Raw genomic sequence first — 23,244 nt, forward strand, 5'->3', positions numbered from 1 at the left:
TCATGCCTCTTGGTGGAAACCCTGGGCCGCTATCATCGGCCGGCCTTTTCACAGCCCCAACATCCCATGCACCTGCACAGCTCCGCATCGCCATCGTCCACCGTCACGACCCAGGGAGCTGCGCGATGAGTTCGGTGGGTTGGGGCGAGGCCGCCGTCCTCGGGCTGATCCAGGGCCTCACCGAGTTCCTGCCGGTGTCCTCGAGCGCGCACCTGCGCATCTTCGGTCCGCTGCTGCCCTCGGGCGGCGACCCGGGCGCGGCCTTCACGGCGATCACGCAGATCGGCACCGAGGCCGCCGTGCTGCTGTTCTTCCGCCACGACATCGTGCGCATCTTCCTGGCCTGGTGGGCCTCGCTCACGCAGCGCGGCCGGCCGATGGACCCGGACGCCCGCATGGGCTGGCTCGTGATCCTGGGCACCGCGCCCATCGCCGTGCTGGGCCTGCTGTTCAAGAACGCGATCGAGGGCTCGCTGCGCAACCTGTACATCACGGCCACCATGCTGATCGTGTTCGCGCTGGTGCTGGCCGTGGCCGACCGCCTGGGCCGCAAGCAGCGCACGCTCGACCGGCTGACCTGGGGCCACGGCATCCTGTTCGGCTTCGCCCAGGCCATGGCGCTGATCCCGGGCGTCTCGCGCTCGGGCGGCACCATCACCATGGGCCTGATCCTCGGTTACACGCGCGAGGCGGCGGCGCGCTACTCGTTCCTGCTGGCCATCCCCGCCGTGCTGCTGTCGGGCTTCTACCAGCTCTACAAGACCTGGGGCACGGAGAACACCGTGGGCGGCGGCCAGACGCTGCTGGCCACGGTGATCGCCTTCTTCGTCGGCTATGCCGTGATCGTGGGCTTCCTGAAGCTGGTGTCCACGCGCAGCTACATGCCTTTCGTCTACTACCGTGTGCTGTTGGGCATCGCCGTGTTCGTGGCGCTGGGAATGGGTGTGCTGCAGCCCCTGTGAGCTTCAGCGGCGCCGGAACACCAGGTCCCAGACGCCGTGCCCCAGCTTGAGGCCGCGGCGCTCGAACTTGGTGTCGGGCCGGTAGTGCGGCCGCGGCGCGAAATCCGCCGCCGTGTTGGCCAGCAGCGGCTCGCCGGAGAGCACCTGCAGCATCTGCTGCGCATAGGGCTCCCAGTCGGTCGCGCAGTGCAGGTAGCCGCCCGGCGCCAGGCGCTGTGCCAGCCGTGCCACGAAGGGCGGCTGGATCAGGCGGCGCTTGTGGTGGCGCGACTTGTGCCAGGGATCGGGAAAGAAGATGTGGATGCCGGCCAGGCCCTGCGGATTCTGCTGCGCGTCCCAGGCCGGCAGCATGTGGTCCAGCACCTCCACGGCGTCGTGCGCGAGGATGCGGATGTTCGAGAGGCCACGTTCGCCGATCTGCTTGAGCAACGCGCCCACGCCGGGCTCGTGCACCTCGCAGCACAGGAAATTGGTCTCGGGCAGCAGTTCGGCGATGTGGGCCGTGGCATCGCCCATGCCGAAGCCGATCTCCAGCACCGTGGGCGCAGCGCGGCCGAAGGCTTCGGCCAGGTTCAGCGGCGCGACGCTGTAGGGCAGCACGAAGCGCGGACCGAGATCGGCCATGGCCTTGGCCTGGCCCAGCGTGGTGCGGCCGGCGCGCTTGACGAAGCTGCGGATGGCGCGCGGATGGGCGACGTCGGAAGGGGCGAGGCCGGTGGCCTGGTCCGGCGTTTCGCCGGGTGGGGAAGAGGGCGTGTTCACGCGGCGGGATTCTATGTGCGCAGGCCCAGCCGCTCGGCCAGCAGCCGCAACGCATCCTCTGGCGAATCGGCCAGGCCGACCGAGCGGGCCAACATCAGATTGAGCCGCTGGCCCAGCCCTTCGACCATGGTCCCGTCGCCCCGCTCGCGCAGCACGCCCTGGCCATCGGGTGCGCAGTCGCGGGCCGCGCCCACGCGCGCCGCGTAGCTGCCCGGCGGCACGCCGTAGGCCGCGACGGGCTTGCCCAGCGCGATCGCGTAGCCGACCTCGAACACTGTGCCCGAATCGGGCTCCAGCCCGCGGAAATCGGCCAGGTTGGCGAGCACGCCGTCGGCCGCCCGGATGCGCGCGACATTGCCTTCGTAGATGCGCTGGGCCAGTGCGTCGCCCTGCAGCGCCGCCGTGCCGGGCGCCGCGTCGTCCGCCGGCTCCAGGCCGGCCAGGCCCAGGCGCGCGCAGGCGGCCTTGAGCCGTGCGAACACCTGCGCGCTGTCGGGCCGGAACACGTCCGGGCCGGCGAGGTAGATGCGGGGCAGGGTGTCTGGAGGCATCCGCGCATTGTCGCTGCGCGCTCGGTCGGGTTCAGCCAGCGTCCAGCAGGCGTTCGACGCGCTGGCGCCCCAGTCCCCACAGCGCCGCGCCCAGCGTGGCCTGCCGGCTGTAGCTGTCGCGCGGGCCGGTCTCGCCGCGCAGGCGCGCGGCGAACGCGGTACCGAAATCCTGGGCCCAGGCCGCGTCCCGTGCGGGGGCGGCGTCGGCCAGGGCCGCGCGGTCCTCGTCGAGCACGGTGCGCGCGCCTTCGCGCGCCGCCTCGGTGCGCTGCAAGGCCGTGCCGAGTTGCTGCAAGGCCTGGCGGGCACCGCCCTCGTCCTGCAGCGTCCATTGCGCCGGCGTCAGCACGTCCGGTTGCGGATCGGCCGCCACGCGGTGCAGCCGGCCGGACGCGAACTGGCGGCCTTCGCCCTGCAGGGCCAGGCCATCGCGCACCTGCGGCCAGCGCGGTTCGGCGACCGAGAAGCGCAGGCCGCCGCCCGCATCGGCCCGGGCCTGCAGGCCCAGCGGCGCGAGCGCCTGGGCGAAGGCATCGGCACGCGCCTGCGGCGTGGCTTCGGGATCGAGCTGCACGCGCACGGCGGGCCGGGCTGCCGAAGGCAGGCCGAGCGCCAGCGTCAACGTCTCGCGCGCCTGCGGTGGCTGGTCCAGCCCGCGCACCGAGAAGCTGCGCCGGGCGGGCTGCTCGGCGCTGAAGTTCAGCTGCGGGTCCAGCGCCGTGCCGGCCGCCGTGGCGCGCTCGGCCCAGAGCTGGTCCAGGCGCGCGCGCTGGCTTTCCAGCCGGTCGGCCGGCACGGGCTGGCCGGCCGCCGCGCGGGAGAGGTCGCTCTGCAGGTTGCGCAGCCGCGGGGCCAGCCGGTCCAGGTAGGCCAGGGCTTGCTGGGCGCCGGCCACCCGCTGGTTGCGCTGGGCGTCCAGGCCACGCAGGCCGGCATGCACCACCGGCAGTGCCGACGGGGCCGGTGCTGGCGCGGCGGCCGGCGTCTCGCCCGTGCGTGGCACGGCTGCCACGCTGTCGGACGCATGCGACCGGTCCAGCCCAAGGCCGCCGGGACGCAGGGGAGTGATCTGCATCGTTGCTCAGCCGGCCTTCACAGTTGCGAGAACAGCGACAGGGTGGCCACGCGCACATAGGCCTTCTGCGTGGCCTGCAGCGCCGTCTGGTAGCCGGTCAGCCGGATCGCCGCCTCGCCGTAGTCGAGCTGGCTCAGCGTGATCTTGGCCTGGTCGGCCGCCAGGCCGACGTTGCCATGGGTCTCGTCCAGCGTGGACAGGATGTTCTGCGCGCCGCCCAGGCCGGCGATCCTGGCGCTGACCGAGGCCATGGCCTCGTCCGTGCCGTTCAGCGCGTCCTCGAGCACCGCGCGCACGGCCGGGTCGTTGTTGTTCACGCCAGGGGTCTGCAGCTGCGCCACCGCCAGATCCAGCCGGTTCAGCAGGGCCGCCATCTCGGGCAGGCTCACATTGGCCGACTGGGTGATGTTGTTGCCCACCACCACCTGCTGCTTTTCTTCGTTGCCGCTGAAGCTGTAGCGGCTGCCGGCCGCGGCCGTGCTGTCCAGTGCGATGGTGGCCGTGGTGCTCAGCGTGCCCGAGAACAGGTAGCGGCCTTCCTGGTCGCGGCTGTTGGCCGTGTAGTACAGACTGTCGCGCAGGCTCACGAGCGCGCCGGCCATGGCGTTCAGGTCGTCGCCGGTGTTGGCGCCGTCGCTGGCCCAGACCATCAGGTCGCGCACCTGCTGCATGTCCTTCAGGCTGCTGTCCAGCGCCGTCTCGTTCTGCGTGAGGCGCACCGACAGCGCGCCGATGTTGTCACGGTACTGCGACAACGCGGCCTGCTCGCGCTCCATGCGCGACAGGCGCACGGTAGTGACCGGGTCGTCCGAGGGCAGCAGCAGGCGCTGGCCGGTGGACATCTGCTGCATGACCTGCTCCAGCCGCGCCTGGGCGCTGGCCAGCGTCTGGCTCATGGTCATGTGGTATTGGCTGGTGGCGACGCGCATGGTGGGCCGATCAGGAAGGCTATCGGAGGATGGCGAGTGTCGCCTCGAACAGCGTGTTGGCCGTGCTGAAGACCTTCATGTTGGCCTGGTACATCTGTTGGTACTGCACCAGGTTCACGGCCTCCTCGTCTTCGTTGACGCCGCTGGTGGAAGCCCAGTTGGCCTTGGCATAGGAGCGCACCGTGTCCGCCACGCTCAATGCGGCCTTGTTCTGCTGGCTGGTCGTGCCCAGGTTGCTGACGAGCTGCGTGTAGGCGTCGCCGAGCTGCACCGTGCCCAGCGAGGCGATCGGCACCGACTGGTCCTTCAGGCCGATCAGGGCCAGCAGGTTGGCGCTGTCCCCCGGCTTGGTCGGATCGCTGGAGAAGCCCAGGTCCTGGGCGGTGATTCCCGGCGTGATCGTCAGCAGCGCCGAGACGCTGGAGGTGTCGAGCTGGAACAGCGGCTTGCCGGGCGTGCCGTCCAGGCCGTAGCCGGCGGCCAGCTGGTTGTTGAACAGCGTGGTCAGGCCGGTCGCCATGTCGCTGATCGACTGCGTGAGCGGCTGCAGCGTCTTGGCCTGGTAGTCGTCCAGACCGCCGAGCTGGCCGCCCATGTTGCGGCTGGCGATCGTGAAGACCTCCTTGGCGAAGCGCACCGTCAGCGCGGGCGTGCCGTCGGCTAGCGGCGCGGCCGCCTCGAGCTTGCCGACCGTGGTGCCCACCACCAGCGGTGTGCCGTTCTTCAGCGCCACGCTGCGCGAGCCGTCGGCCTGGTCGACCACGTTGACGCCGACCAGCGCGGCCAGTTCGTCGATGCGGTTGTCGCGCTCGTCGATCAGGGCCGACGGGTTGGCACCCGCGGCCCCGGCGCTGGCGATCTTGCCGTTCAGCGTGGAGACCTCGGCCGACAGCACGTTGACCTGGTCCAGCACCGCCGAGCGCTGCTGCGTGATGGCCGTGCGCTGGTTGGCCAGCACCTGGTTCATGCTGTTGAAGCGCACCGTCAGCGCTTCGGCCGAGGCGATCACCTGCTGGCGCAGCGGGGCCGAGGTCGGCTCCACGCTGGCCGCGTTCAGCGCCGCATAGAAGCCGTCCAGCCCGGCGTTGATGGTCGACACGTCGTCGCCCATGACCTGCTCGAGCTGGGTCAGGTAGCCCTGCACGGCCGCGTGCCGGCCCTGGGTGGAGGCCGATTCCCAGAGCTGCTGGCTCTTGTAGGCGTCGGCGAAGCGGATCAGCTGCGGCGTCTGCACACCGTTGCCGGGCGACATGCCGCCCGTGGGCGCGGCGGCGCGCAGCAAGATGCCCTGGCGCGTGTAGCCCGGCGTCTGCAGGTTGGCGATGTTCTGGCTGGTGGCGGCCAGGGCGGCCTGGGCCGCCATGGCGCCCGACAGCGCGTTGTTGATCATGCTCATGGCTGGGGTTCCGGCGGATTCGTCTGGGGCATCTGTACAGACAAGGCGGCGCCATCGGCGGCCGGCTTAAGCGGCTTGGCCGGATACAGCTGGCGCAGCAGCATGTCGGCGATGCCGAAGGCACGCTGGCCGGCCAGCTGGTCGGCCATGAGCTGGTCCGCCAGGCCCAGCAGCGGGTTGTCCGGATCCTGCCGCAGCAAGCCGTCCTCGCCGGCCAGCGCGCCGGTGCCCGCGCGCATGGTCTTCAGCATCTGCTGGATGAACATGCCTTCGAACTTCAGCGCGGCATCCTCGATGCGGGCGCGCACGGCGTCCTCGGGTGTGGCGCCCAGAGCACTGTTGGAGATCGGGGAGGTCTGCATCAGATCACAACGAGTTCGCCATCGATGGCACCGGCCTGGTCCAGCGCCTGCAGGATGGCCATGATGTCGTCGGGCGAGGCGCCGATGCTGTTCACGGTGTCGATGATGGTCTGCAGCTTGGCGCCGGCCGGCCAGGCGAACATGCGGCCGTTGCCCTGCTCGACCTGCACCTGCGACTGCGGCGTGACCACGGTCTGCCCCTGGCTGAAGGGCTGGGGCTGGCTCACGCGCGGGTTCTCGCTGATGACCACCTTGAGTGCGCCGTGCGAGACCGCCGCCGGCCGCACCGTCACGCCCTCGGCGATCACCACGGTGCCGGTGCGCGAGTTGAATACCACGCGCGGCGTCTCCAGGCCCACGTCCACGCGCAAGGCCTGCAGCTGGGCCACGAAGGCCACGCGCTGGGTGGGGTTCATCGGCGCCTGCACCTCCACCGTGGTCGCGTCGCGCGTGCTGGCCACGCTGCCGAAGCTGCGGTTGATGGTGTTGACGATGTTGGTGGCGGTCTCGAAGTTGGGCCGGCGCAGCGACAGGCGCACGTTGGGCGCGGTGTCGAAGTCGGTCTCGATCTCGCGCTCGATGCTGGCGCCGTTGGGGATGCGCCCGCCCGTCGGGGTGTTCACGGTCACGCTGGAGCCGCTGGCCCCCTGGGCCGACAGGCCGCCGATCACCACGTTGCCCTGGGCCAGCGCATAGACCTCGCCGTTGGCCGCGCGCAGCGGCGTCAGCAGCAGCGTGCCGCCGCGCAGGCTCTTGGCGTCGCCCAGCGAGGACACCGTCACGTCGATGGTCTGGCCCTTGCGGTAGCCCGGCGGAAAGCTCGCGCTGACCATCACCGTGGCAGTGTTCTTGCTCTTGGCCTCGACACGCTCGGGCATCTTGAGGTCGAACTGCTTGAGCATGTTGTTGATCGACTGCCCGGCCGACTTGACCTGGGTGCTGTCGCCCGAGCCGTGCAGGCCGACCACGAGGCCATAGCCGATCAGCTGGTTCTCGCGCACGCCCTCGACATGGGCCAGGTTGCGCAGGGCCTGGGCCGCGGCCAGGGCCGGGGCGGGCAGGGCGGCCAGCAGCAGGGCCGCCGCGGCGCAGAAGGAGAGGGAGATCTTGCGCATGGTGGCCTCAGAACGGCATCCAGGGGCTGTTGAAGAAGGCGGTCAGCCAGCCCTGGCGCTGGCTTTCCGCGAGCGTGCCGCGGCCCGAGTAGGTGATGCGCGCATTGGCGATGCGCTGGGACGACAGCCGGTTGTCGGTGTCGATGTCGGCCACGCGCGCGAAGCCCGTCACGCGGATGAACTCCTCGCCCAGGTTCAGCGTGAGGCTCTTCTCGCCGCGGATGGCCAGGAGACCATTGGGCAGCACCTCGGTGACGACCACGGTGATCGCGCCCTGCAGCGCGTTCTGCTGCGTGGCGGTGTTGCCCGCGTCCGAGCTGCGCTGCGCGTCGATGCCGATGTCGGTCTTCAGGCTGCGGCCGCGGAACAGGAAGGGCGTGATCGAGGTGCTGCTGTTCTTGTCGCTGGTCACGCCGCTGCGCTTGCTGGCCTGGGTGGTCTCCTGCAGCACCACGGTCAGCACGTCGCCGGCGCGGAAGGCGCGGCTGTCGGACGTCAGCGCGGTCACGGTGTCCATGGGCAGCACGCCGCCGGACACGCCGCGGCGCGGCGCGGCGACGATGATCAGCGGCTCCTCGGGCTGGGCCGCGGCCTTGGGGATGGGCGGCAGGGTCTCGCAGCCGGCCAGCAGCACGGCGGCCAACACCAGCAGGAACGACCGGGGCGACTTGTTCATTTCGGACCTCCGCAATCCACCCGGGGCTTACCTCGCCACCTGCGCCAGGTTCTGCAGCATGTTGTCGGCGGCGGACAGCACCTTGGTGTTCATCTCGTAGGTGCGCTGGGCCGCGATCATGTCCACCATCTCCTCGGCCACCTGCACGTTGGAGCCCTCCAGCGCGCCCTGCTTGAGCTTGCCGCGGCCGTCCTCGCCCGGGTTGCCCTCGGCCGGCTCGCCGCTGGACTGGGTCTGCTGGTACAGGTTGTCGCCGATGGCCAGGAGGCCCGTCGGGTTGACGAAGGTCACCATGGTCAGCTGGCCCAGCTCGGTCGGCGTGGTGGCCGTGCCCACCATGGCCGAGACGATGCCGTTCTCGCCGATGGTGATGCCCGTGGCGTTGGCCGGCACCGTGATCTGCGGGTTGATCGGCAGGCCCTGCGCATTGGTCAACCGGCCTTCCAGCGACAGGCCGAGCTGGCCGGCGCGCGTGTAGGCGGTCTCGCCGCTGGGCAGCTCCACCTGCAGGAAACCGTTGCCGATGATGGCCACGTCCAGTTCGCGGCCGGTGGTCTGCAGGCTGCCCGCCGTGAACACCTTCTGCGTGCCGGCCACGCGCGTGCCGTTGCCCAGCTGCACGCCGCCGTCGGCATTGCGGTTGGCGGCCATCTGTGCGCCGGGCTGCTGCTCCACGGTGTAGAACAGGTCCTCGAACACCACGCGGTCGCGCTTGTAGCCCACGGTGTTCACGTTGGCCAGGTTGTTGGCGATGGCCTGCAGCTTGGCGTCCTGGGCCTGCACGCCTGTCTTGCTCACCCACAGTGCGGGATTCATGTCGTTTCTCCTTGTCGTTCGGGGTTGCCGCGCGTCACTCGCGCAGCAGCCGGTTGCCGTTGGCCGCCATCTCGTCGGCGGCCTTGAACAGCTTCATCTGCATCTCGAAATCGCGGTTGATCTGCAGCGTCGCGACCATCTCCTCGATGGGCGAGACGTTGCTGCCTTCCAGGTAGCCGCCGCGCACCTGCACCTCCTCGCTGGGTTCCAGCGGCCCGCCGTCGCGGCCGACCAGCAGGCCGACCTCGTTCTTGCGCAGCGCGCCGGGCTCGGGCTTGACCAGCTTGAGCCTGTCGATGACCTGCATCTCCTGCGTGCCCTCTGGCAGCACCAGCACCGTGCCGTCGGCGGCGATCTCGATGTGGTTGGTGGCCGGCAGCACGATGGGGCCGCCCTCGCCGAGCACGGCGCGGCCGTCCAGCCGCAGCAGGCCTTCGGCGTCGAGCGTGAAGGCGCCAGCGCGCGTGTAGGCCTCGCCGTCGCCATAGGCCACCGCGAACAGGCCCTCGCCGACGATGGCGGCATCGAGTTCGCGGCCCGTGGGCGTCAGCGTGCCGCTGCGTGTCTGCACCGCGTCGGCGTCGATGCGCGCCATGTGGCGCGCGTCGTAGCCGTAGCCCTGCACGGCCTGGTGCGCGGCGGTCTCCATGTCGGCACGGAAACCCGTGGTGCCGGCATTGGCCAGATTGTTGGCGCGCACCTGCTGGGCCTTGAGCGCACGCTCGGCCCCGGCCATGGCGGAGTAGATCAGCGCGTCCATCGCGGCCTCAGACGGCTTGCATGAGCGACTGCATCATGTCGTCGGCGGTCGAGATCACCTTGGTGTTGGCCTGGTAGTTGCGTTGCGAGGTCATCAGGTTCACGAGCTCGGAGGTCATGTCCACGTTGGACTGCTCGATCGCGCCCACGGTCAGCTCGCCGGCCATGCCGGTGCCCGGCGTGGCGTACAGCGGCGTGCCGGAGTTCGAGGTGGTGGTCCAGCTGGTGTCGCTGATGGCCTGCAGGGCCTGCTCGTTCGGGAAGGTGGCCAGCGCCACGGTGCCGACCTTCTGCTTCTGGCCATTGCTGTACTCGGCGATGACCGAGCCGTCCTCGGACAGCGTGACGTTCACGCGCGTGCCCGAGGCGTAGCCGTTGGGCGCGTTGACCGAGGGGCGTGAATCGCCCGCGTACTGCGTGGTGCCGGTGTAGTCCAGCGCGATGCTCATGGGCGTGGCGCCGGCCGGCGTGGCCGTCAGCGTCACGGCCGGCACGGTGGCGAGCTGGCCGCCGGGGCCGAAATTCAGCGCCTGCGGCGTGCCGTTGGCCACGCCATCGAAGGTGTAGTGCACCGTCACCTGGTTGGTCGCGGTCTTCACGAAGTACTGCGTGACGGTGTGCTGGCTGCCCAGCGAGTCGTAGACCACCGAGACGTCCGAGCTGTTGTAGGTCAGCGGGTTGGTGGGGTCGAAGGCGGCCGTGGGCGCCACCCAGTCGGACGACAGGTTGCTCACGTACTGCATGCGCGAGGTGGCCAGGGCCGCCACCTGGCCGCTGGGCACCTGCAGGTCGCCCATGGCACCCAGGCCGGCGCCGTCCACCGGCACGCCGTTGGCATCGCGCATCACGGCATAGCCCTGCACGCGGCGGTTGGAGGCGTCCACCAGGTAGCCGTCCTGGTCGGTGCCGAAGATGCCCACGCGGGTGTAGACCTCCACGCCGCTGGATTCCTTGGTCACGAAGAAGCCGCGGCCCTGCACCATGGCGTCCAGCCCGCGGCCGGTGGTCATGGCGCCGCCGCCGATGTCGATGCTCTGCGTCAGCGAGTTGATCTGCGCGCCGGCCGGCTGGCTGCCCGCGTAGAGCGAGGCGAAGTTGGCGCGCGTGGACTTGAAGCCGTAGGTGCCCGCATTGGCGATGTTGTTGCTGATCGAGTCCAGCGAGGTGTTGATGGCATTGATGCCGGACAGTGCGATTTCGAAGCTCATGGCGTTCTCCTCAGGACTTCAGTTGATCGGGGTGGTGGGGCGGCCGTGGAAGCCGACGAGGGACGAAGCGGGGACCTGGCCGACACCGGCGACCTGCACCATGGCGGCGCCGTTGCTGCCGATCTGCACGTTGCCCAGCAGGCCGGTGACGCTGGTGGCGGGCGCCTCCTTGGTGCTGGTCTCCACGCTCAGCGTGTAGCTGCCGGGTGCCAGGCCCAGTGCGACCGGGTCGACCGCGGTGGAGACGGCGCCGATGGGCTTGGTGCCCAGTTCGATGCTGTGCTTGACGCCGCCGGTGCCGGTCAGCACCAGCGTGGTCTTGGTGCTGGGGCTGGACAGCGTGAAGTCGACCTGCACCGGTTCCTTGTCCAGCTGCACCTGGCTGGTCTGCACCGTGACATCGGTGCCGACCTGCGAGCCCAGCGAGATCACCTGCATGCTGGCCATGGCACTGGCGCTGGCCGTGCCCTGGTCGGCCAAGAGGCGCAGCGCCTCGACCTGGCTCAGCTGCGAGAGCTGGCCCACGAAGGCGGCCGGGTCGGTCGGCTCCAGGGGGTTCTGGTTGCGGATCTGCGCGACCAGCAGCTTGACGAACAGGTCGGAGATGTCGCCGCCCAGCGCGGAGGCGATGCTGGGCAGGCCGGCACTGGCCGAGCTGCCGCTGGTGGTCTGGTTGTTGACGGTGGTGACCATGGTGTTCAGCTTTCTCCGAGGCGCAGCAGAGAGGCCTGCATCGACTTGACGCGGCTCAGCACCTCGACATTGGTCTCGAAGGCGCGCGAGGCCGACAGCATGTCGGTCATCTCGGCCACCGAGTTGACGTTGGAATAGAAGACATCGCCGTCGGCGTTGGCCAGCGGGTGGTCCGGTTCGTGCACGCGGCGCAGCGGCTCGGGGCTCTCCACCACGTCCAGCACCTGCACGCGGCTACCGGCCGACTGGGCGCCCTGGCCGAGCTGGGCGATGGCCGCGAACACCGGCTTGCGCGCGCGGTAGCCGTCGGCCTCGGTGCCGGCGGCGCTCTGCGCATTGGCCAGGTTGCTGGAGATGGTGTTCAGCCGCACGGTCTGCGCCGACATGGCGGAACCGGCGATCTGGGCGATGGCGCGAAAACTCATGGGGTGCTCCTCACTGTCCGGGTCACTGGCCCGAAATGGCCTTGGCCAGGCCCTTGAGCTTCATGTCCACGAAGCGCAGGCTGGTCGCGAAATCGGCCGCGTTCTGCGAGAACGCGGCCTGCTCGACACCGAGCTCCACCGTGTTGCCGTCCTGCGATGCGTGCTGCGGCAGCCGGTACATCAGCTCGGGTGCGCCGCTGTCCAGCACGGCGAACGGGTCGTCGCCGCTGGCGCGGCTGAGCGCCTGCGCGAAGTCGACGTCGCGCGCCTGGTAGCCCGGCGTGCTCTCGTTGGCCAGGTTCGAAGCGAGGACCTTGGTACGATCCGCGCGTAGCCGCAAGGCGTCCGCATGCAGGCCCAGGGCCTTGTCGAATTGAAGTCCCATCACATCCCCTTTCGTCGATCCATCTGGTCGTTTGGTCTGGCCGTGGCCCTGCCGCTGGTGGCACTGGCCACCGTGCCGGCGCGTGTGGAAGACCTGGTCGAGCAGGCCGCGCGCGACTGGCTCGCCGAGCAGGCCGACCAGCGCGCCCTGGCCGAGCCCGTGTTCGAGGTCAAGGCCGTGGCCCGGTTGCCGCAGCCCTTGCCGCCCTGTGCCGAACCGCTCACGGTGGACGCGCTGGAGACGCGCTCCATCGCGCGCATGCGCTTTGCCGTGGTCTGTCCCGGCAACGAGGGCTGGCAGCGCGAATGGGTGGTGCGCGCGGCGGTCTCGGCGCTGGTCGTGGTGGCCGCGCGCGACGTGCCGGCCAACCGCGCGCTGCAGGCCGAGGACCTGGCCGTCGAGCGGCGCAAGCTGACCGACCTGGCCGGCGCCGTCAACCTGCCCGAGGACGCCATCGCCCAGTCCAGCAGCCGCACGCTGCGCACCGGGCAGGCGCTGCATGCGCGCTGGCTGTCGGCGCCCGTGCTGGTCAAGCGCGGCGACAGCGTGACCATCCGCGCACGCAACGGCGGCGTGGAGGTCAGCGCGGCTGGCGAGGCGCTGGAGAACGGCAGGCCGCGCCAGGTCGTGCGCGTGCGCAACACCACCACCGGCAAGGTGATCCGTGCCAGGGTGCTGGAGGAGGGGCTGGTCGAGCCGGAGAACATGGGCGGGTCCTGATGCCTTGGGGCCTGCGTCACTCGCCGACAGCGCTGCGCGCGCGCACCTGGCGCGCCACGCGCGCAAGCTTGTCCGCGTAGTCGGGGTCGGTGGCGTAGCCGCCACGCGCCAGGCCTTGGGCGAAGGCCGCGGCATCGCTGCCCGTGTTCAGCGCGTCCTGGTAGCGCGGGCTGTTCTGCAGCAGCTGGGCGTAGTCGCGGAAGGCACTGGCATGGTTGGGGTAGGCGCGGAAGGCTTCGGTGGTCTTCTGGGCCTCGCCGCCTTCGTACTCGGTGGTCAGTGCCTGCACGCTGGCACCGCGCCAGCCGCCGCTGGCCTTGATGCCGAACAGGTTGTGGCTGTCGCCGCCATCGGTCCCGCGCAGCGGGCGCCGGCCCCAGCCCGATTCCAGCGCGGCATGCGCGGCCACCAGCTCGGGCGCCACGCCCAGTGCGGCACCGGCCTCGCGCGCCCAGGGGCCGATCGCCTGCAAAAAGTCCTGTTGCGCCGCCGCCGGCACGGCCTGGCCAGCCGCCAGCGACGCCGCGCCAGGGCCGGCAGCCCGTGCCGGGGTGCGGGCCAGTGCCGGCGTCAGCAGGGGCAGGGCCTGGCCCTGGGCGCCGTCCACCGCGGCGGCCTGCAGTGCGGCCGCGCGGCGCAGCAGGCCCTCGGTGCCCAGTGCGGGCAGCTCGCTCTGGCTCCAGCCGTGGCGCACGAGATCGGTGATCTCCGCCTGGGCGCTGCGCATGGCGTTGGCGAAGCTGGCTGCTTGCACGGCGTTGCCACCGGCGGCCCAGGACGGGGCCGGTGCGGTGGGCGCGGTCGGTGCCAGCGCGCGCAGCGCCGTGCCGGAGGCGAAGTCAGGCGTCTGCATAGAGCGGGTCCTCGGTGCCGTGCAGCACGCGGGTGAGCAGCTGGTGCTGCTCGGTCAGCAGGCGGGCGTTGCGCAGGTTCAGGGCCTTGCAGTCCTGCACGGCCTGCTCCAGCCGGTCCCACAGGGCCTGCACGGCCGCGCGCTGCGCGGCGGGCCACTGGGCCAGCAGGGCCGGCACGCTGGGCGCGGAACCACCGCTCAGCCGCGCCAGCAGGCCGTCGCGGAACAGGCGGCGCGCATCGAGCCGGTCGACGACGGCGACGAGGGCCTCGGCCAGCGGCTCCATGGCCAGGGCGTCGTGGCGCAGTGCGCCGGCGAATTGCTGGTCCAGCAGCGCGCGCAGTTCGGCGTAGTCGGCCAGGTCGGCCTGCACATCGCGCAGCAGCCGCTCCATGGCCGGACGCGGCAGGCGGGCCGCGCCGGCCGGCGTGGCGGGGGCGTGCGCTGCCGCAGCGGGCGTCGTCATCCACGGCTCCCGTGGTAGCGCTCGATGAGCTGGGCGAGCTTGCCGGCGTCGAAGCCGAGCTCGCCGCGCTCCAGCGCGGCACGGATCTCGGCCACGCGGGCGGCATCGATCTCGGGCATCTGTTGCAGTTGCGCGCGTGCGGCGGCCAGCAGCGCGCCGGTGGCCGACGCACCGCTGCTGGCCACGGCACCGTGCGGTGCAGCGGGCGCGGGCGCGGCGCTGGCCGGGCCGACGGCCGGGGTGGCGGGCGTGCCGGAGCTGGTGATCTTCATGCGCAATCCTCGGGTTCTGGTTTCCATGGCCGTTCCTCAACGCGCGCCCAGGCGCTCGCGCAGGGCCTGCAGCGCGCTGCGTTCGGGAATCACCGCGTCGGCGCCCGGCACGAACAGCGTGCTGCCCGCGGGCGGACCGAACATGGCGCGGATGGCCTGGGCATGCTCGGTGGTCAGCACCAGCAGCTCGATGCGGCGGTTCACGTCGGCGTCGGAACGGGAGAGGTCCAGCGGCGCGCGGTCGGCCATGCCGACGACCTGCAGCACGCTGGTGGTCGGCATGCCGCCGGCCATCATGTGGAAGCGCGCCGCCATGGCGCGGTTGTTGGCCAGCGACCAGTTCGACAGCGCGCCGGGGTAGGTCTCCACGCCGGCGAAGGGCGTGGAATCGGTGTGGCCCACGATCAGCATCTGGTTCTCGACCTGCGCGAACACCGGGCCGAGCTGGCGCAGCAGCTTGCGAAAGCGCTCGGTCGGGTAGGCGTTGCCGCGCTCGAACATGCCGAAGCGGTCGGTGTCGTGCAGCAGCACGCGCAGGCCGTAGGGCGTGATGATGTTCTGCAGGTTGCTGGCCAGGCCCGTGTCGTCGGCCATGCGCGTGATCACCACGGCCAGCTCGCGCAGGTCGGCCGCGGTCTCGTAGCGGCGCGCGGGCGGCTGGTCGGGCCGGGCCTGGTTGGGCTGGCCGGCCTTGTTGGTTTCGCCGTTGGCATAGGCCTTGCGCGGCTGCAGCGTGTCGCTCTGCGCGGGCACGGGCTCGCGCGGAATCAGGCTGCCGCGCTGCTGGTCGAGCTTGGCGATCAGGCTGCCGCCGTCCTCGAACAGCTTGCCGCCCTGGGTACGCCGCAGGTCGGCCACGGCCTCCTCGGAGCTGCGCGCGGCCAGGATCCAGAGCACCAGGAACAGGCACATGAGTGCCAGCACGAAGTCGGCGAACGCCACCTTCCAGGCGCCGCCATGGGCCTCGTCGTGCCCCTTCTTGGACACCTTCTTGATGATGGTGGCATGGCCCTTGTCGCGGCCGGCGGCGGCGGTGTTCATGCTCTGTCGCTCGCGCGCCTGGCGGGTTCGGGTTCGCCGCCGCCGGTCAGGGCATTGATCCAGCCCTCCAGCTTGGCGAAGCTCGGCTTGGTGTTGAGCTGCACGAGGCGCCGGCCGGCGTCGATGGCCAGGAGCGGCGGCTTGCCGGCCACGTGCGTGACGATGACGACCTTGACGATCTCCAGCATCGACATCTCCTCGGCCACCAGCTGCTTCATCATGTTGCACATGGGGTCGAGCAGGCAGTAGCACATGAAGATGCCGATGAAGGTGCCGACCATGGCTGCGCCCACCTTGGCGGCGACCTCGGCCGAGCCGGCGCCCTCGCCGATGGCGGCCATGGTCATCACGATGCCCAGCACGGCGGCCACGATGCCGAAGCCGGGCATGGCCTCGGCGATCTTCTGCAGCGACTTCTGCGGCTGGTTCAGCTCCTCGTGGATGGCCTCGATCTCGTGGTCGAGCACGCCTTCAAGCTCATGCGCGCTGATCTTGCCCATGGCCATCAGGCGGAAGTTGTCGACGATGAAGGCCAAGAGCTTGGGGTCGGCCAGCACCAGCGGGTAGCGCTTGAACATGTCGCTTTCCTGCGGCGCCTCGACGTGCGCGTCCAGCGCCTTCAGGCCGCCGGCGGCGGTCTGCAGCAGCTCGTACATGAGCAGCAGCAGCTGGCGGTGGAACTCGTTGCCGTCGCGCCGCTTTCCGAGGCTGTGCTTGACCTGCAGCCACAGCTCGCCGAGCACGTGCTTGGGGTTGCCGATCACCAGCGCACCGGCACCGGCGCCACAGATGATGACGATCTCGACCGGTTGCCAGATGACGCTCATCTGGCCGCCGTGGAACATGAAGCCCCCGAACACGGTGACGGCGATGATCAGCAGGCCGACTAGGAATTGCATGGTGGTGGGTCCCGGGTCAGGCTTCCTTGAGGAAGTCCTTCATCTTGCGCAGCGCGCCCTTGTTGATCTGGCACACGCGGGCGTCCGTCAGGCCCAGCACCGCGGCGATTTCCTTGAGGCTCAGGTCGAATTCGTAGTACAGCTGCACCACGCGCTGCTCGCGCGCGTCCAGCACCGCCAGCGCCTGCTCGATGCTGCGCCGGGTCATCAGCGCGGCCTCGGGCGACTGGCCTTGCGAGGGCAGGCGGTGCAGTTCCTCGATGATCTCGTCGAAGCTGACCAGCAGCTCGGCGTTCTCGGCCAGGCGGTGTTCCTGCAGCTCGTCGGCCGAGATGTGCAGCTCGGCCTGCAGCTCGGCCTCGCTCGGCGCATGGCCGAGCCTGCGCGTGAGCGCGCGTTCGGCGTCGCGCAGCTTGTGGCTGTCCTGGCGCACGCTGCGCGGGCGCCAGTCCTGGCGGCGGAGCTCGTCCAGGATGCTGCCGCGCACGCGCAGCGCCGCGAAGGCGGCGAACTTGGCGTCGGGCTCGCCGTAGCGGCGCAGCGCTTCCAGCAGGCCCATGAGGCCGATCTGCTCCATGTCTTCGCGGTCGATGGCGCCGCCGATCTGCGAGGAGAGCTGGCGCGTGATGCGCTTGACCAGCGGCAGCCAGGCCAGCAGCTGCTGTTGCTCGAGCGCAGCCGCGCCGCGCTCTGCAGCTCCCTTCAGTTCGGCGTATCCGTCGCGCAGGTCCATGCTCACTCGATGATCAGCTTGCTGATCAAGGCCTCGGCGAAGGGTTGCTCGATGCTGTCGGCCGCGTAGCGCGCCTTGTAGGCGGCGTTGACTTCGGTGGTCAGCTGCTCGATGGTCAGCCCGCCGGCCTTCTCCAGCGTGAACTCGGACAAGGCCATCACGGTCACGCTGCGCAGCAGCGGCAGCTGGTCCTTGACGGCCTTTTCCTTGACCGGGTCGTCGGCCTTGAACACCACGTCCACGGCCATGTAGTGCGCCAGCGGGTCGCCCGCCTGGCTGCGCAGCATCACGATGACCTTGTCCAGCGTGACATAGCGGAAGGTCGAGGGCTTGGGCGGCGGCGGGGCCTTGGCCTCGGTGCTGTGCCCGCGCTGCCACCACCAGAAGCCGCCGCCGGCCGCGCCCGCGGTCAGCAGCACGGCACCGGCGATGAGGGCGATGAGCTTGCCTTTGGTCATGAGCGGTCCGTCGCAAGTGCGAAGCGCTGGCCGGCTTCGCTCTGTTCATCGAGTGCGCGGCCGGGCTGCTGCTGGCGCCGCTCGCCCTGGCGCTGGCGACCTTCGGCATCGCCGCGGGCCTGCTGCTGCGCCACCTGCACGCTGACATCGCCGCCATGGCGCTGCGCCAGCTCCTGGCGCAGGCCATCGCCGATGGCCTGCAGCTGGCGCACCACGTCGCCGTGGCTGGCGCTGAGCTGCACCTGGGTGGTGCCGCTGGCGTCCTGGCGGATGTGGATCTCGATCTGGCCGCGGTGCGGCGGGTCCAGCCGGATCACCACGCGCTCGCTGCCGCGCTCGATCTGCACGGCGATGCGGTCGCCGAGCTGCTGCATCAGGGAGGGCGCACGGCCCTGCGGCGCGGCCTCGCCGCTGCGCGGCTCCACGCTGTCCTGCGGCGCGCTGGCGGCTGCCGGCACCAGGCCGGCGGCCACGCTGGGGCGCTCGAGCGACAGCGCGGTGGTGGCAGTGTCGGCCGGCGCGGCCTGGGGCTTGGCGGCCGGCAACGGCGGCGCCACGGCGGCCGGGGCCGGCGCAGCGACGCTGGCGGGCAGGGCCGGCGCTGCGCCGGTGGCGGCCTGCACGGCCACGGTTGCGGCCGCGGCGGCTGCCGGGCGCGGCGGCGCTTCGGCCGGCGTGCCGACCACGGCCGGCAGTGGCACGGCGATGGCGGGCGGCGGCTGCAGGCTGGCCAGCGCCGGATCGAACTGCAGGGCGGTGCCGGCGTCGGCAGCGCTGGTGTCGGTGTCGTCCTGCGCCGGCGCGGCCAGGGCAGGTGCGGCGGAACCGGGCGTCGGCAGCGCGGCGGCGGCGTTCAGCAGCAGCTGCAATGTGCGGTCGAAGCTGCCGGGCTGGGCTGGCGCAGGGGCGGCGGCTGCAGCGCCCAGGGCGGTGATGGGAACGCTGGGCGCGAGCACGGCCAGCAGCGCCGCAGCGGGCTGCGCGGCTTGCTGAGGCAGCAGGGCAGGCAGGGGCAGGGTGTTCATGGGCGGGCCTCGAGCGGGGATGCACTGTCCTGCAGTGCGTAGGCGAGCCAGCCGTCGCGGCCCTCGCGCAGCTGGGCGATCTGCTGCTCCAGCGTTTCGCTGGCCTCGCGGCACAGGCCGCGCGCCATGGCGTGGGCCGTGCCGAGCCGCTCCAGTGCCTCGAGTTCGGCGCCGCTCCAGGGGCCGAGCGCCGCCAGCTGCGGCAGCTCGCGCGCGAGTGCGCGGTCGGCCAGCTGCACGGCCTGCCAGTCCTGCGCGCGGGCCGCGCCCAGCACCTGGGCGGCCAGCTGGGTCAGCTGCTGCTGTCTAGACATGGGCGGCCCCCGCGGTGCTGCGGCGCAGGTCCTGCGCCTGCACGTCCTGCCAGCCGGCGCGCAGCGTGCGCAGCAAGCCGGCGACCTCGTCGACCATGGCCGGGTCCAGGTCGCTGCCGGCACGGTACAGCCGCCAGCTGCAGTAGTCGTACAGCCGGGCCAGGTTGTCGACGACCTCGCCGCCACGCTCGGTGTCCAGCGCACTGGACAGGCCGTTCAGGATGTCCACGCACTTGTCCAGGCTCCCGGCCTTCTCGGTGAAGCGGCGCGCGGCGATGTGGGCGCGGGTGCGCGCCAGCTCCTCGAGCAGCCCGTCCAGCAGGATCAGCACCAGCTGGACCGGCGAGGCGTTGGCCGTCTGCGCGTGCAGGTTCACGGCGTGGTAGTGGTTGTAGGCGTCGTGGTCCAAGGTCGGTCTCGGCGGTGGTTTCAGGTAGTGGTCGACAGCGAGCTGAACAGGTTGGAGGTCTCGCTCATCTGCGACTGCAGGTTCTGCAACTGGGTGAACTGCGCCAGGTAGCGCTGGTAGGCGTTCTCGTACTGCAGCTCCAGGCGGTCCTGGCGCTGCGTGATGCGCTTTTGCGTGACCTGCACGCTGTCCTGGCGGCGCTTGATCAGGCCGGTGCTGGTGTCGGTCCAGCTGTCGGCCACGGTCTGCAGCGCGCCCAGCACGCCCGAGGAGGTGGTCAGGCCGGTGTTGCCGAACAGCGCGTCGAGCTTGTCGGGGTTGGCGGCCAGCGCCTTGTCGAGCTTGGCGCTGTCCAGCGAGATGCTGCCGTCGCGGCTGGTCTTGATGCCGAAATCCATGAGCCGCACGCCGTCCACGTCCATGCGCAGCGCGTTCGCCAGGCGCGAACGCAGGTTGCGCACGCCGGCGTCGGAGGCAAACACGGCCGACGCGGCGCCGTCCTTGCCGTAGGCGGTCAGCTCGTCCAGCGCCTTCTCCAGCGCGTTGTAGGCTGTCACGAAGCTCTGCAGCTTCTCGGTCGTCGCGCTGTTGTCGTTGGCCACGGTCAGCGTGGCGGGGGCGCTGCCGCTGGCCATGGGTTGGGCCAGCGTCAGCGTCACGCCCTCGATGGCCGTGAAGGTGTTGGAGGCCTGCTGCAGCCGGATGCCGGTGCCCTGGGCACCCAACCAGACCACCGCATCCTGGGCGGCCACCAGCTGGCGGCCGCCGGACAGCGCGGTCTTCAGCGCGCCGTCGGGCAGGCCGCTGGCGTCCAGCGTGAACGCGCCGGCGGCGCCGCTGCTGCCGGCGCCCAGCACCAGGTGGGTCTGGCTGCCGCTGGTGACGGTGCTGGCCACCACCTTGCCGCCGTTGTCCTCGGCCATGTTGATGGCGCGGGCGATCTCGGCATGCGAGATGGTGCCGTCGCTGTTCTGGTCGGCCATGGTCAGGTCGACCGAGAAGCTGGTGCCGTCGCCCAACTGCACCACGAGTGGGCCGCCGAGCGCCACCGGCACGGCCGGCAGGTCCTCGAACGCGACCTGGTGCACGGTGGCGACCTGCTCGACGAAGAGCTGGTGGCTGCCCGGTGCGGCCTGGGCCGTGGCTCTGGCCGCGGTGATGGCGGTGCCGGCGCCGCTCAGCGTGGCGCTGCGCTGCACCACGCCGGTGCTGCGGCTGGCCAGGCCGCCGAGCGCGGTCTCGAACGCGCTCAGCGCCGACTGCAGCTTGGTCAACGCGGTCGATGTGCTCTGCGCGTTCTGGCTCTGGGTGGTCAGCTGCTTCTGGGCGCTGGCCACGTACAGGTTGGCCAGTTGCGAGGCCATGGATGTGGGATCGATTTCGGCCATCTCAGACTCCTTGACGGGGGTTACCCGTGGAGAAGGCGACCGTTGCCCGGCGGCCATGAAGTGCAGATGCAGGGCTCATGGCGTCCTCCGCAGCCAGCTCTGCCGGGCGATCTCGTCCTGGCCCTTCTGTTCGGCGCTGCGCAGCGCGCGGCCGTGCTCCTGCAGGCGCTGCGCCAGCACCTGGTCGATGGCGCCCTGGCGGCGCGCGGCGGCCAGCAGCGCCAGCCGGGCCCGGTCCACGGCCTGCTCCTGGCGCGACAGGTCGCCGCGGTGGCGCTCGGCCAGCTCCATCACGTTCTGCTTGTAGTTGGCGCAGTTCAGCGAGGCCAGCGGCGACAGGGTGCCGCTGGTGGTACTGGTGCGCCACAGGCTGTCCAGCCGCTCCTGGTTGCGGCGGCGCCGTTCGGCGTCGGCCAGCTGCTGCGCCAGCTCGGTCTGGCGGCGCTCGACCTCGCGTTCGCGCAGGTCGGCCAGGCGGCTCAGGGACGGGGCAGGGTGGTTCGCGTTCATTGGACCAGGCTTTCCAGTTGCGCCACCGTGGCGGCCATGGGCGCGGCGTCGTGCGTGCCCTGCTGCAGGAAGGCTTCCATGCGCGGGAAGGTCGCCACGGCGCGGTCGGTCGCCGGGTCGGCGCCGGCCACGTAGGCGCCCAGCGGCAGCAGTTCGCGCACCTGGGCATAGCGGCCCAGCAGTTCCTTGACCTGCAGCGCGGCGCGCTGCTGGGCGGGGCTGGCCACGAGGTTCATGCAGCGGCTGATGGAGGCGCCGATGTCGATGGCCGGGTAGTGGCCACGCTCGGCCAGTGCGCGCGACAGCACGATGTGGCCGTCCAGCACGGCGCGCGCGGTGTCCACCACCGGGTCCTGCTGGTCGTCGCCCTCGGCCAGCACGGTGTAGATGGCGCTCATGCTGCCCTCCGCCCGCTCGCCGTTGCCGGCGCTTTCGACGAGCTGCGGCAGCTGGCTGAACACCGAGGGCGGGTAGCCACGCGTGGCCGGCGGCTCGCCCAGGGCCAGCGCCACCTCGCGCTTGGCCATGGCATAGCGCGTGAGCGAGTCGACCAGCAGCAGCACGTGCTGGCCCTGGTCGCGGTAGTGGGCGGCGACGGCGTGCGCCAGTTCGGTGGCGCGCAGGCGCATCAGCGGCGATTCGTCGGCCGGCGCCACGACCAGCACGGCGCGGGCCAGGCCTTCGGGGCCGAGCGAGCGCTCGATGAACTCGCGCACCTCGCGGCCGCGCTCGCCGATCAGGCCCACGACGACCACGTCGGCCACGGTCTGGCGCGTGATCAGGCCCAGCAGCACGCTCTTGCCCACGCCGCTGCCGGCCATCAGGCCCACGCGCTGGCCCTTGCCGAGCGTGAGCAGGCCGTTGATGGCGCGCACGCCCACGTCCAGCGCCTCGTGCACGGGCTGCTTGCGCAGCGGGTGCACGCGCGGCGGCTGGGCCGGCAGGGGATGCTCGCCCGAGAGCGGCCCACGGCCGTCCATGGGCTCGCCCAGCCCGTCGACGATGCGGCCGAGCCAGCTGGGGCCGATCAGCGGCAGCCGGCGCTCGGCCAGCGGCAGCACGCGTGCGCCGGTGGCCAGGCCCTCGATGGCGCGGAACGGCATCAGGTAGGCGATCTCTTCGCGGAACCCCACGACCTGGGCCTCGACCCAGTCGCCGGTGGCGGTCTCGACGCGGCAGCGCTGGCCGGTGTGCAGCGTGCAGCCCGCGCTTTCCAGCAGCAGCCCCGAGGCGCCGACCAGCCGGCCGGTCGGCCGCGCCACGGGCACCTGGCCGAGCTCCACATCGCGCAGGGCGGCACGCAGGGTCATCGCACCACCTGCAGGGCCGGCGCCGCCGGCAGGTCTTCGTCATCGTCCTGCGCGTGCTGGGCCTCGGGCCGGCCCTTGCCCTTGAGCTGGGCGCGCACCTGGTCCATCACGGCGGCCTGGCGCTGGCGGCAACCGGCGTCGGCCTCGTGGCGGCCGGCGCGCACGTGGCATTCGCCGGGCTCCAGCCGGGTGTCGGGCAGGAGCTTCCACTTCTTGGCGCGCTCGGGGTCCAGGTCGGTGATGCGCTGCAGGTCTTCCGGGTGCAGGAAGACCTCGACCTCGCGGGCACGCACGCGCGGCAGCGTGGCCAGCGTCTCGTCCACCATGGTCAACAGCTGCAGCGGCTGCAGCGCCAGCTCGCAGCGGATCACCTGGCGCGCGACCTTGCCGACCAGTTCCACCACCTCGTCGCGCAGCGCCTCCTGGTACTCGGCCTGCAGCTTGTTGAGGGCTTCCAGGATGGCGTCGACCGGGCCGGCCTTCTCGTCGAAGCTCTCCATGATCTCGCGGCGCGCCTGCTCGAAGCCCTGGCGCAGGCCTTCGGCATGGCCGCTCTTGTGGCCCAGCGCCTCGCCGGCTTCCTTGCCGCTGCGCAGGCCTTCGGCGTAGCCCTGGTCCATGGCCTGCTGGAAGGCCTGGCTGGCGTCGCCGCCGTCGGGTCCGCTCACGCGGGCCTGGACCTGGGCCAGGGGCGGGAAGCGGTGGGGGCGGGCGTTGCGGAGCTGTTGCATG

The 23,244-nt window shown here is 71.3% G+C and carries 30 protein-coding genes; 2 read left to right on the forward strand and 28 right to left on the reverse strand.

The window, feature by feature from the left end:
- Positions 1-125 precede the first annotated feature (125 nt).
- On the forward strand, positions 126-962 hold the full coding sequence (locus ASF45_RS23325; RefSeq protein WP_056668628.1) for an undecaprenyl-diphosphate phosphatase: 837 nt from the start codon (positions 126-128) through the stop codon (positions 960-962).
- Between the two features lie 3 nt (positions 963-965).
- Here the strand turns inward: ASF45_RS23325 and trmB are convergent, their stop codons facing one another.
- The 14 genes from trmB to flgB are packed head-to-tail and all read right to left on the reverse strand — an operon-like array spanning position 966 to position 12,114.
- Positions 966-1,724 carry a tRNA (guanosine(46)-N7)-methyltransferase TrmB gene (trmB, locus tag ASF45_RS23330; protein ID WP_056668631.1) on the reverse strand — a complete coding sequence of 253 codons (759 nt, stop codon included), beginning with the start codon at positions 1,722-1,724 and terminating at the stop codon, positions 966-968.
- A gap of 11 nt (positions 1,725-1,735) precedes the next feature.
- Positions 1,736-2,275 (reverse strand): nucleoside 2-deoxyribosyltransferase, encoded by a 540-nt coding sequence (locus ASF45_RS23335; RefSeq protein ID WP_056668634.1) that lies wholly within the window; start codon positions 2,273-2,275, stop codon positions 1,736-1,738.
- A 31-nt stretch (positions 2,276-2,306) separates the two neighbouring features.
- Entirely contained in the window at positions 2,307-3,350 is a 1,044-nt protein-coding gene (locus tag ASF45_RS23340; protein ID WP_056668637.1) for a hypothetical protein, read from the reverse strand.
- A gap of 17 nt (positions 3,351-3,367) precedes the next feature.
- Positions 3,368-4,279: a flagellar hook-associated protein FlgL gene (gene flgL / locus ASF45_RS23345; protein ID WP_056668641.1), complete on the reverse strand. Its 912-nt coding sequence runs from the start codon at positions 4,277-4,279 to the stop codon at positions 3,368-3,370.
- Positions 4,280-4,298: 19 nt separating this feature from the next.
- Entirely contained in the window at positions 4,299-5,675 is a 1,377-nt protein-coding gene (gene flgK, locus ASF45_RS23350; protein ID WP_056668644.1) for a flagellar hook-associated protein FlgK, read from the reverse strand.
- A complete protein-coding gene (locus tag ASF45_RS23355; protein WP_056668647.1) occupies positions 5,672-6,037 on the reverse strand; it encodes a hypothetical protein in 366 nt (121 codons plus the stop codon). The genes flgK and ASF45_RS23355 overlap by 4 nt, the downstream gene beginning before the upstream one ends.
- Positions 6,037-7,152, reverse strand: a complete 1,116-nt coding sequence (locus ASF45_RS23360) for a flagellar basal body P-ring protein FlgI (RefSeq protein WP_056668650.1) — start codon at positions 7,150-7,152, stop codon at positions 6,037-6,039. The genes ASF45_RS23355 and ASF45_RS23360 overlap by 1 nt, the downstream gene beginning before the upstream one ends.
- 7 nt (positions 7,153-7,159) lie before the next feature.
- Positions 7,160-7,828: a flagellar basal body L-ring protein FlgH gene (locus ASF45_RS23365; protein WP_056668653.1), complete on the reverse strand. Its 669-nt coding sequence runs from the start codon at positions 7,826-7,828 to the stop codon at positions 7,160-7,162.
- Between the two features lie 27 nt (positions 7,829-7,855).
- Positions 7,856-8,644, reverse strand: coding sequence for a flagellar basal-body rod protein FlgG (flgG, locus tag ASF45_RS23370; RefSeq protein ID WP_056668656.1), 789 nt, complete (start codon positions 8,642-8,644; stop codon positions 7,856-7,858).
- 34 nt (positions 8,645-8,678) lie between these two features.
- Entirely contained in the window at positions 8,679-9,404 is a 726-nt protein-coding gene (locus ASF45_RS23375) for a flagellar basal body rod protein FlgF (protein ID WP_056668658.1), read from the reverse strand.
- 7 nt (positions 9,405-9,411) lie between these two features.
- Complete coding sequence (locus ASF45_RS23380; RefSeq protein ID WP_056668660.1) at positions 9,412-10,611, reverse strand: flagellar hook protein FlgE; 1,200 nt, start codon at positions 10,609-10,611, stop codon at positions 9,412-9,414.
- Positions 10,612-10,629: 18 nt separating this feature from the next.
- The gene (locus tag ASF45_RS23385) at positions 10,630-11,304 is read right to left on the reverse strand and encodes a flagellar hook capping FlgD N-terminal domain-containing protein (protein WP_056668663.1); all 675 of its coding nucleotides are present in this window, start codon (positions 11,302-11,304) and stop codon (positions 10,630-10,632) included.
- Positions 11,305-11,309: 5 nt separating this feature from the next.
- Positions 11,310-11,729 (reverse strand): flagellar basal body rod protein FlgC, encoded by a 420-nt coding sequence (flgC, locus tag ASF45_RS23390; protein WP_056668665.1) that lies wholly within the window; start codon positions 11,727-11,729, stop codon positions 11,310-11,312.
- A gap of 22 nt (positions 11,730-11,751) precedes the next feature.
- Positions 11,752-12,114: a flagellar basal body rod protein FlgB gene (flgB, locus tag ASF45_RS23395; RefSeq protein ID WP_056668667.1), complete on the reverse strand. Its 363-nt coding sequence runs from the start codon at positions 12,112-12,114 to the stop codon at positions 11,752-11,754.
- Between the two features lie 42 nt (positions 12,115-12,156).
- Between flgB and flgA the strand changes: the two genes are divergently transcribed.
- Entirely contained in the window at positions 12,157-12,834 is a 678-nt protein-coding gene (gene flgA, locus ASF45_RS23400; RefSeq protein ID WP_056668669.1) for a flagellar basal body P-ring formation chaperone FlgA, read from the forward strand.
- Between the two features lie 16 nt (positions 12,835-12,850).
- On the opposite strand, the gene flgJ is transcribed toward flgA, so the two are convergent.
- From flgJ to fliH, 14 genes are all read right to left on the reverse strand, one after another.
- On the reverse strand, positions 12,851-13,687 hold the full coding sequence (gene flgJ / locus ASF45_RS23405; RefSeq protein WP_056668671.1) for a flagellar assembly peptidoglycan hydrolase FlgJ: 837 nt from the start codon (positions 13,685-13,687) through the stop codon (positions 12,851-12,853).
- Positions 13,674-14,153 (reverse strand): flagellar export chaperone FlgN, encoded by a 480-nt coding sequence (gene flgN, locus ASF45_RS23410; protein WP_056668673.1) that lies wholly within the window; start codon positions 14,151-14,153, stop codon positions 13,674-13,676. Before flgN ends, flgJ begins: the two co-directional genes overlap by 14 nt.
- The gene (gene flgM, locus ASF45_RS23415) at positions 14,150-14,425 is read right to left on the reverse strand and encodes a flagellar biosynthesis anti-sigma factor FlgM (protein ID WP_056668675.1); all 276 of its coding nucleotides are present in this window, start codon (positions 14,423-14,425) and stop codon (positions 14,150-14,152) included. Before flgM ends, flgN begins: the two co-directional genes overlap by 4 nt.
- A gap of 36 nt (positions 14,426-14,461) precedes the next feature.
- Positions 14,462-15,466: a flagellar motor protein MotB gene (locus tag ASF45_RS23420; protein WP_056668678.1), complete on the reverse strand. Its 1,005-nt coding sequence runs from the start codon at positions 15,464-15,466 to the stop codon at positions 14,462-14,464.
- A complete protein-coding gene (motA, locus tag ASF45_RS23425) occupies positions 15,463-16,365 on the reverse strand; it encodes a flagellar motor stator protein MotA (RefSeq protein WP_056668681.1) in 903 nt (300 codons plus the stop codon). The genes ASF45_RS23420 and motA overlap by 4 nt, the downstream gene beginning before the upstream one ends.
- A gap of 16 nt (positions 16,366-16,381) precedes the next feature.
- A complete protein-coding gene (locus tag ASF45_RS23430) occupies positions 16,382-17,098 on the reverse strand; it encodes a FliA/WhiG family RNA polymerase sigma factor (protein ID WP_056668684.1) in 717 nt (238 codons plus the stop codon).
- A gap of 2 nt (positions 17,099-17,100) precedes the next feature.
- On the reverse strand, positions 17,101-17,556 hold the full coding sequence (gene fliL, locus ASF45_RS23435) for a flagellar basal body-associated protein FliL (protein WP_056668687.1): 456 nt from the start codon (positions 17,554-17,556) through the stop codon (positions 17,101-17,103).
- A complete protein-coding gene (locus tag ASF45_RS23440; RefSeq protein ID WP_056668690.1) occupies positions 17,553-18,581 on the reverse strand; it encodes a flagellar hook-length control protein FliK in 1,029 nt (342 codons plus the stop codon). Before ASF45_RS23440 ends, fliL begins: the two co-directional genes overlap by 4 nt.
- Positions 18,578-18,895: a hypothetical protein gene (locus ASF45_RS23445; RefSeq protein ID WP_056668693.1), complete on the reverse strand. Its 318-nt coding sequence runs from the start codon at positions 18,893-18,895 to the stop codon at positions 18,578-18,580. Before ASF45_RS23445 ends, ASF45_RS23440 begins: the two co-directional genes overlap by 4 nt.
- A complete protein-coding gene (fliS, locus tag ASF45_RS23450; protein ID WP_056668697.1) occupies positions 18,888-19,304 on the reverse strand; it encodes a flagellar export chaperone FliS in 417 nt (138 codons plus the stop codon). Before fliS ends, ASF45_RS23445 begins: the two co-directional genes overlap by 8 nt.
- Before the next feature lie 20 nt (positions 19,305-19,324).
- Entirely contained in the window at positions 19,325-20,692 is a 1,368-nt protein-coding gene (fliD, locus tag ASF45_RS23455) for a flagellar filament capping protein FliD (protein ID WP_056668700.1), read from the reverse strand.
- A 75-nt stretch (positions 20,693-20,767) separates the two neighbouring features.
- Positions 20,768-21,202: a flagellar FliJ family protein gene (locus ASF45_RS23460; RefSeq protein WP_056668703.1), complete on the reverse strand. Its 435-nt coding sequence runs from the start codon at positions 21,200-21,202 to the stop codon at positions 20,768-20,770.
- Positions 21,199-22,512, reverse strand: coding sequence for a flagellar protein export ATPase FliI (gene fliI, locus ASF45_RS23465; RefSeq protein WP_056668706.1), 1,314 nt, complete (start codon positions 22,510-22,512; stop codon positions 21,199-21,201). Before fliI ends, ASF45_RS23460 begins: the two co-directional genes overlap by 4 nt.
- A complete protein-coding gene (gene fliH, locus ASF45_RS23470) occupies positions 22,509-23,243 on the reverse strand; it encodes a flagellar assembly protein FliH (RefSeq protein ID WP_063887768.1) in 735 nt (244 codons plus the stop codon). The genes fliI and fliH overlap by 4 nt, the downstream gene beginning before the upstream one ends.
- Position 23,244 lies beyond the last annotated feature (1 nt).

The organism is Pseudorhodoferax sp. Leaf265, from assembly GCF_001422365.1.
In the GTDB taxonomy this organism is placed as follows: Bacteria; Pseudomonadota; Gammaproteobacteria; order Burkholderiales; family Burkholderiaceae_C; genus Pseudorhodoferax.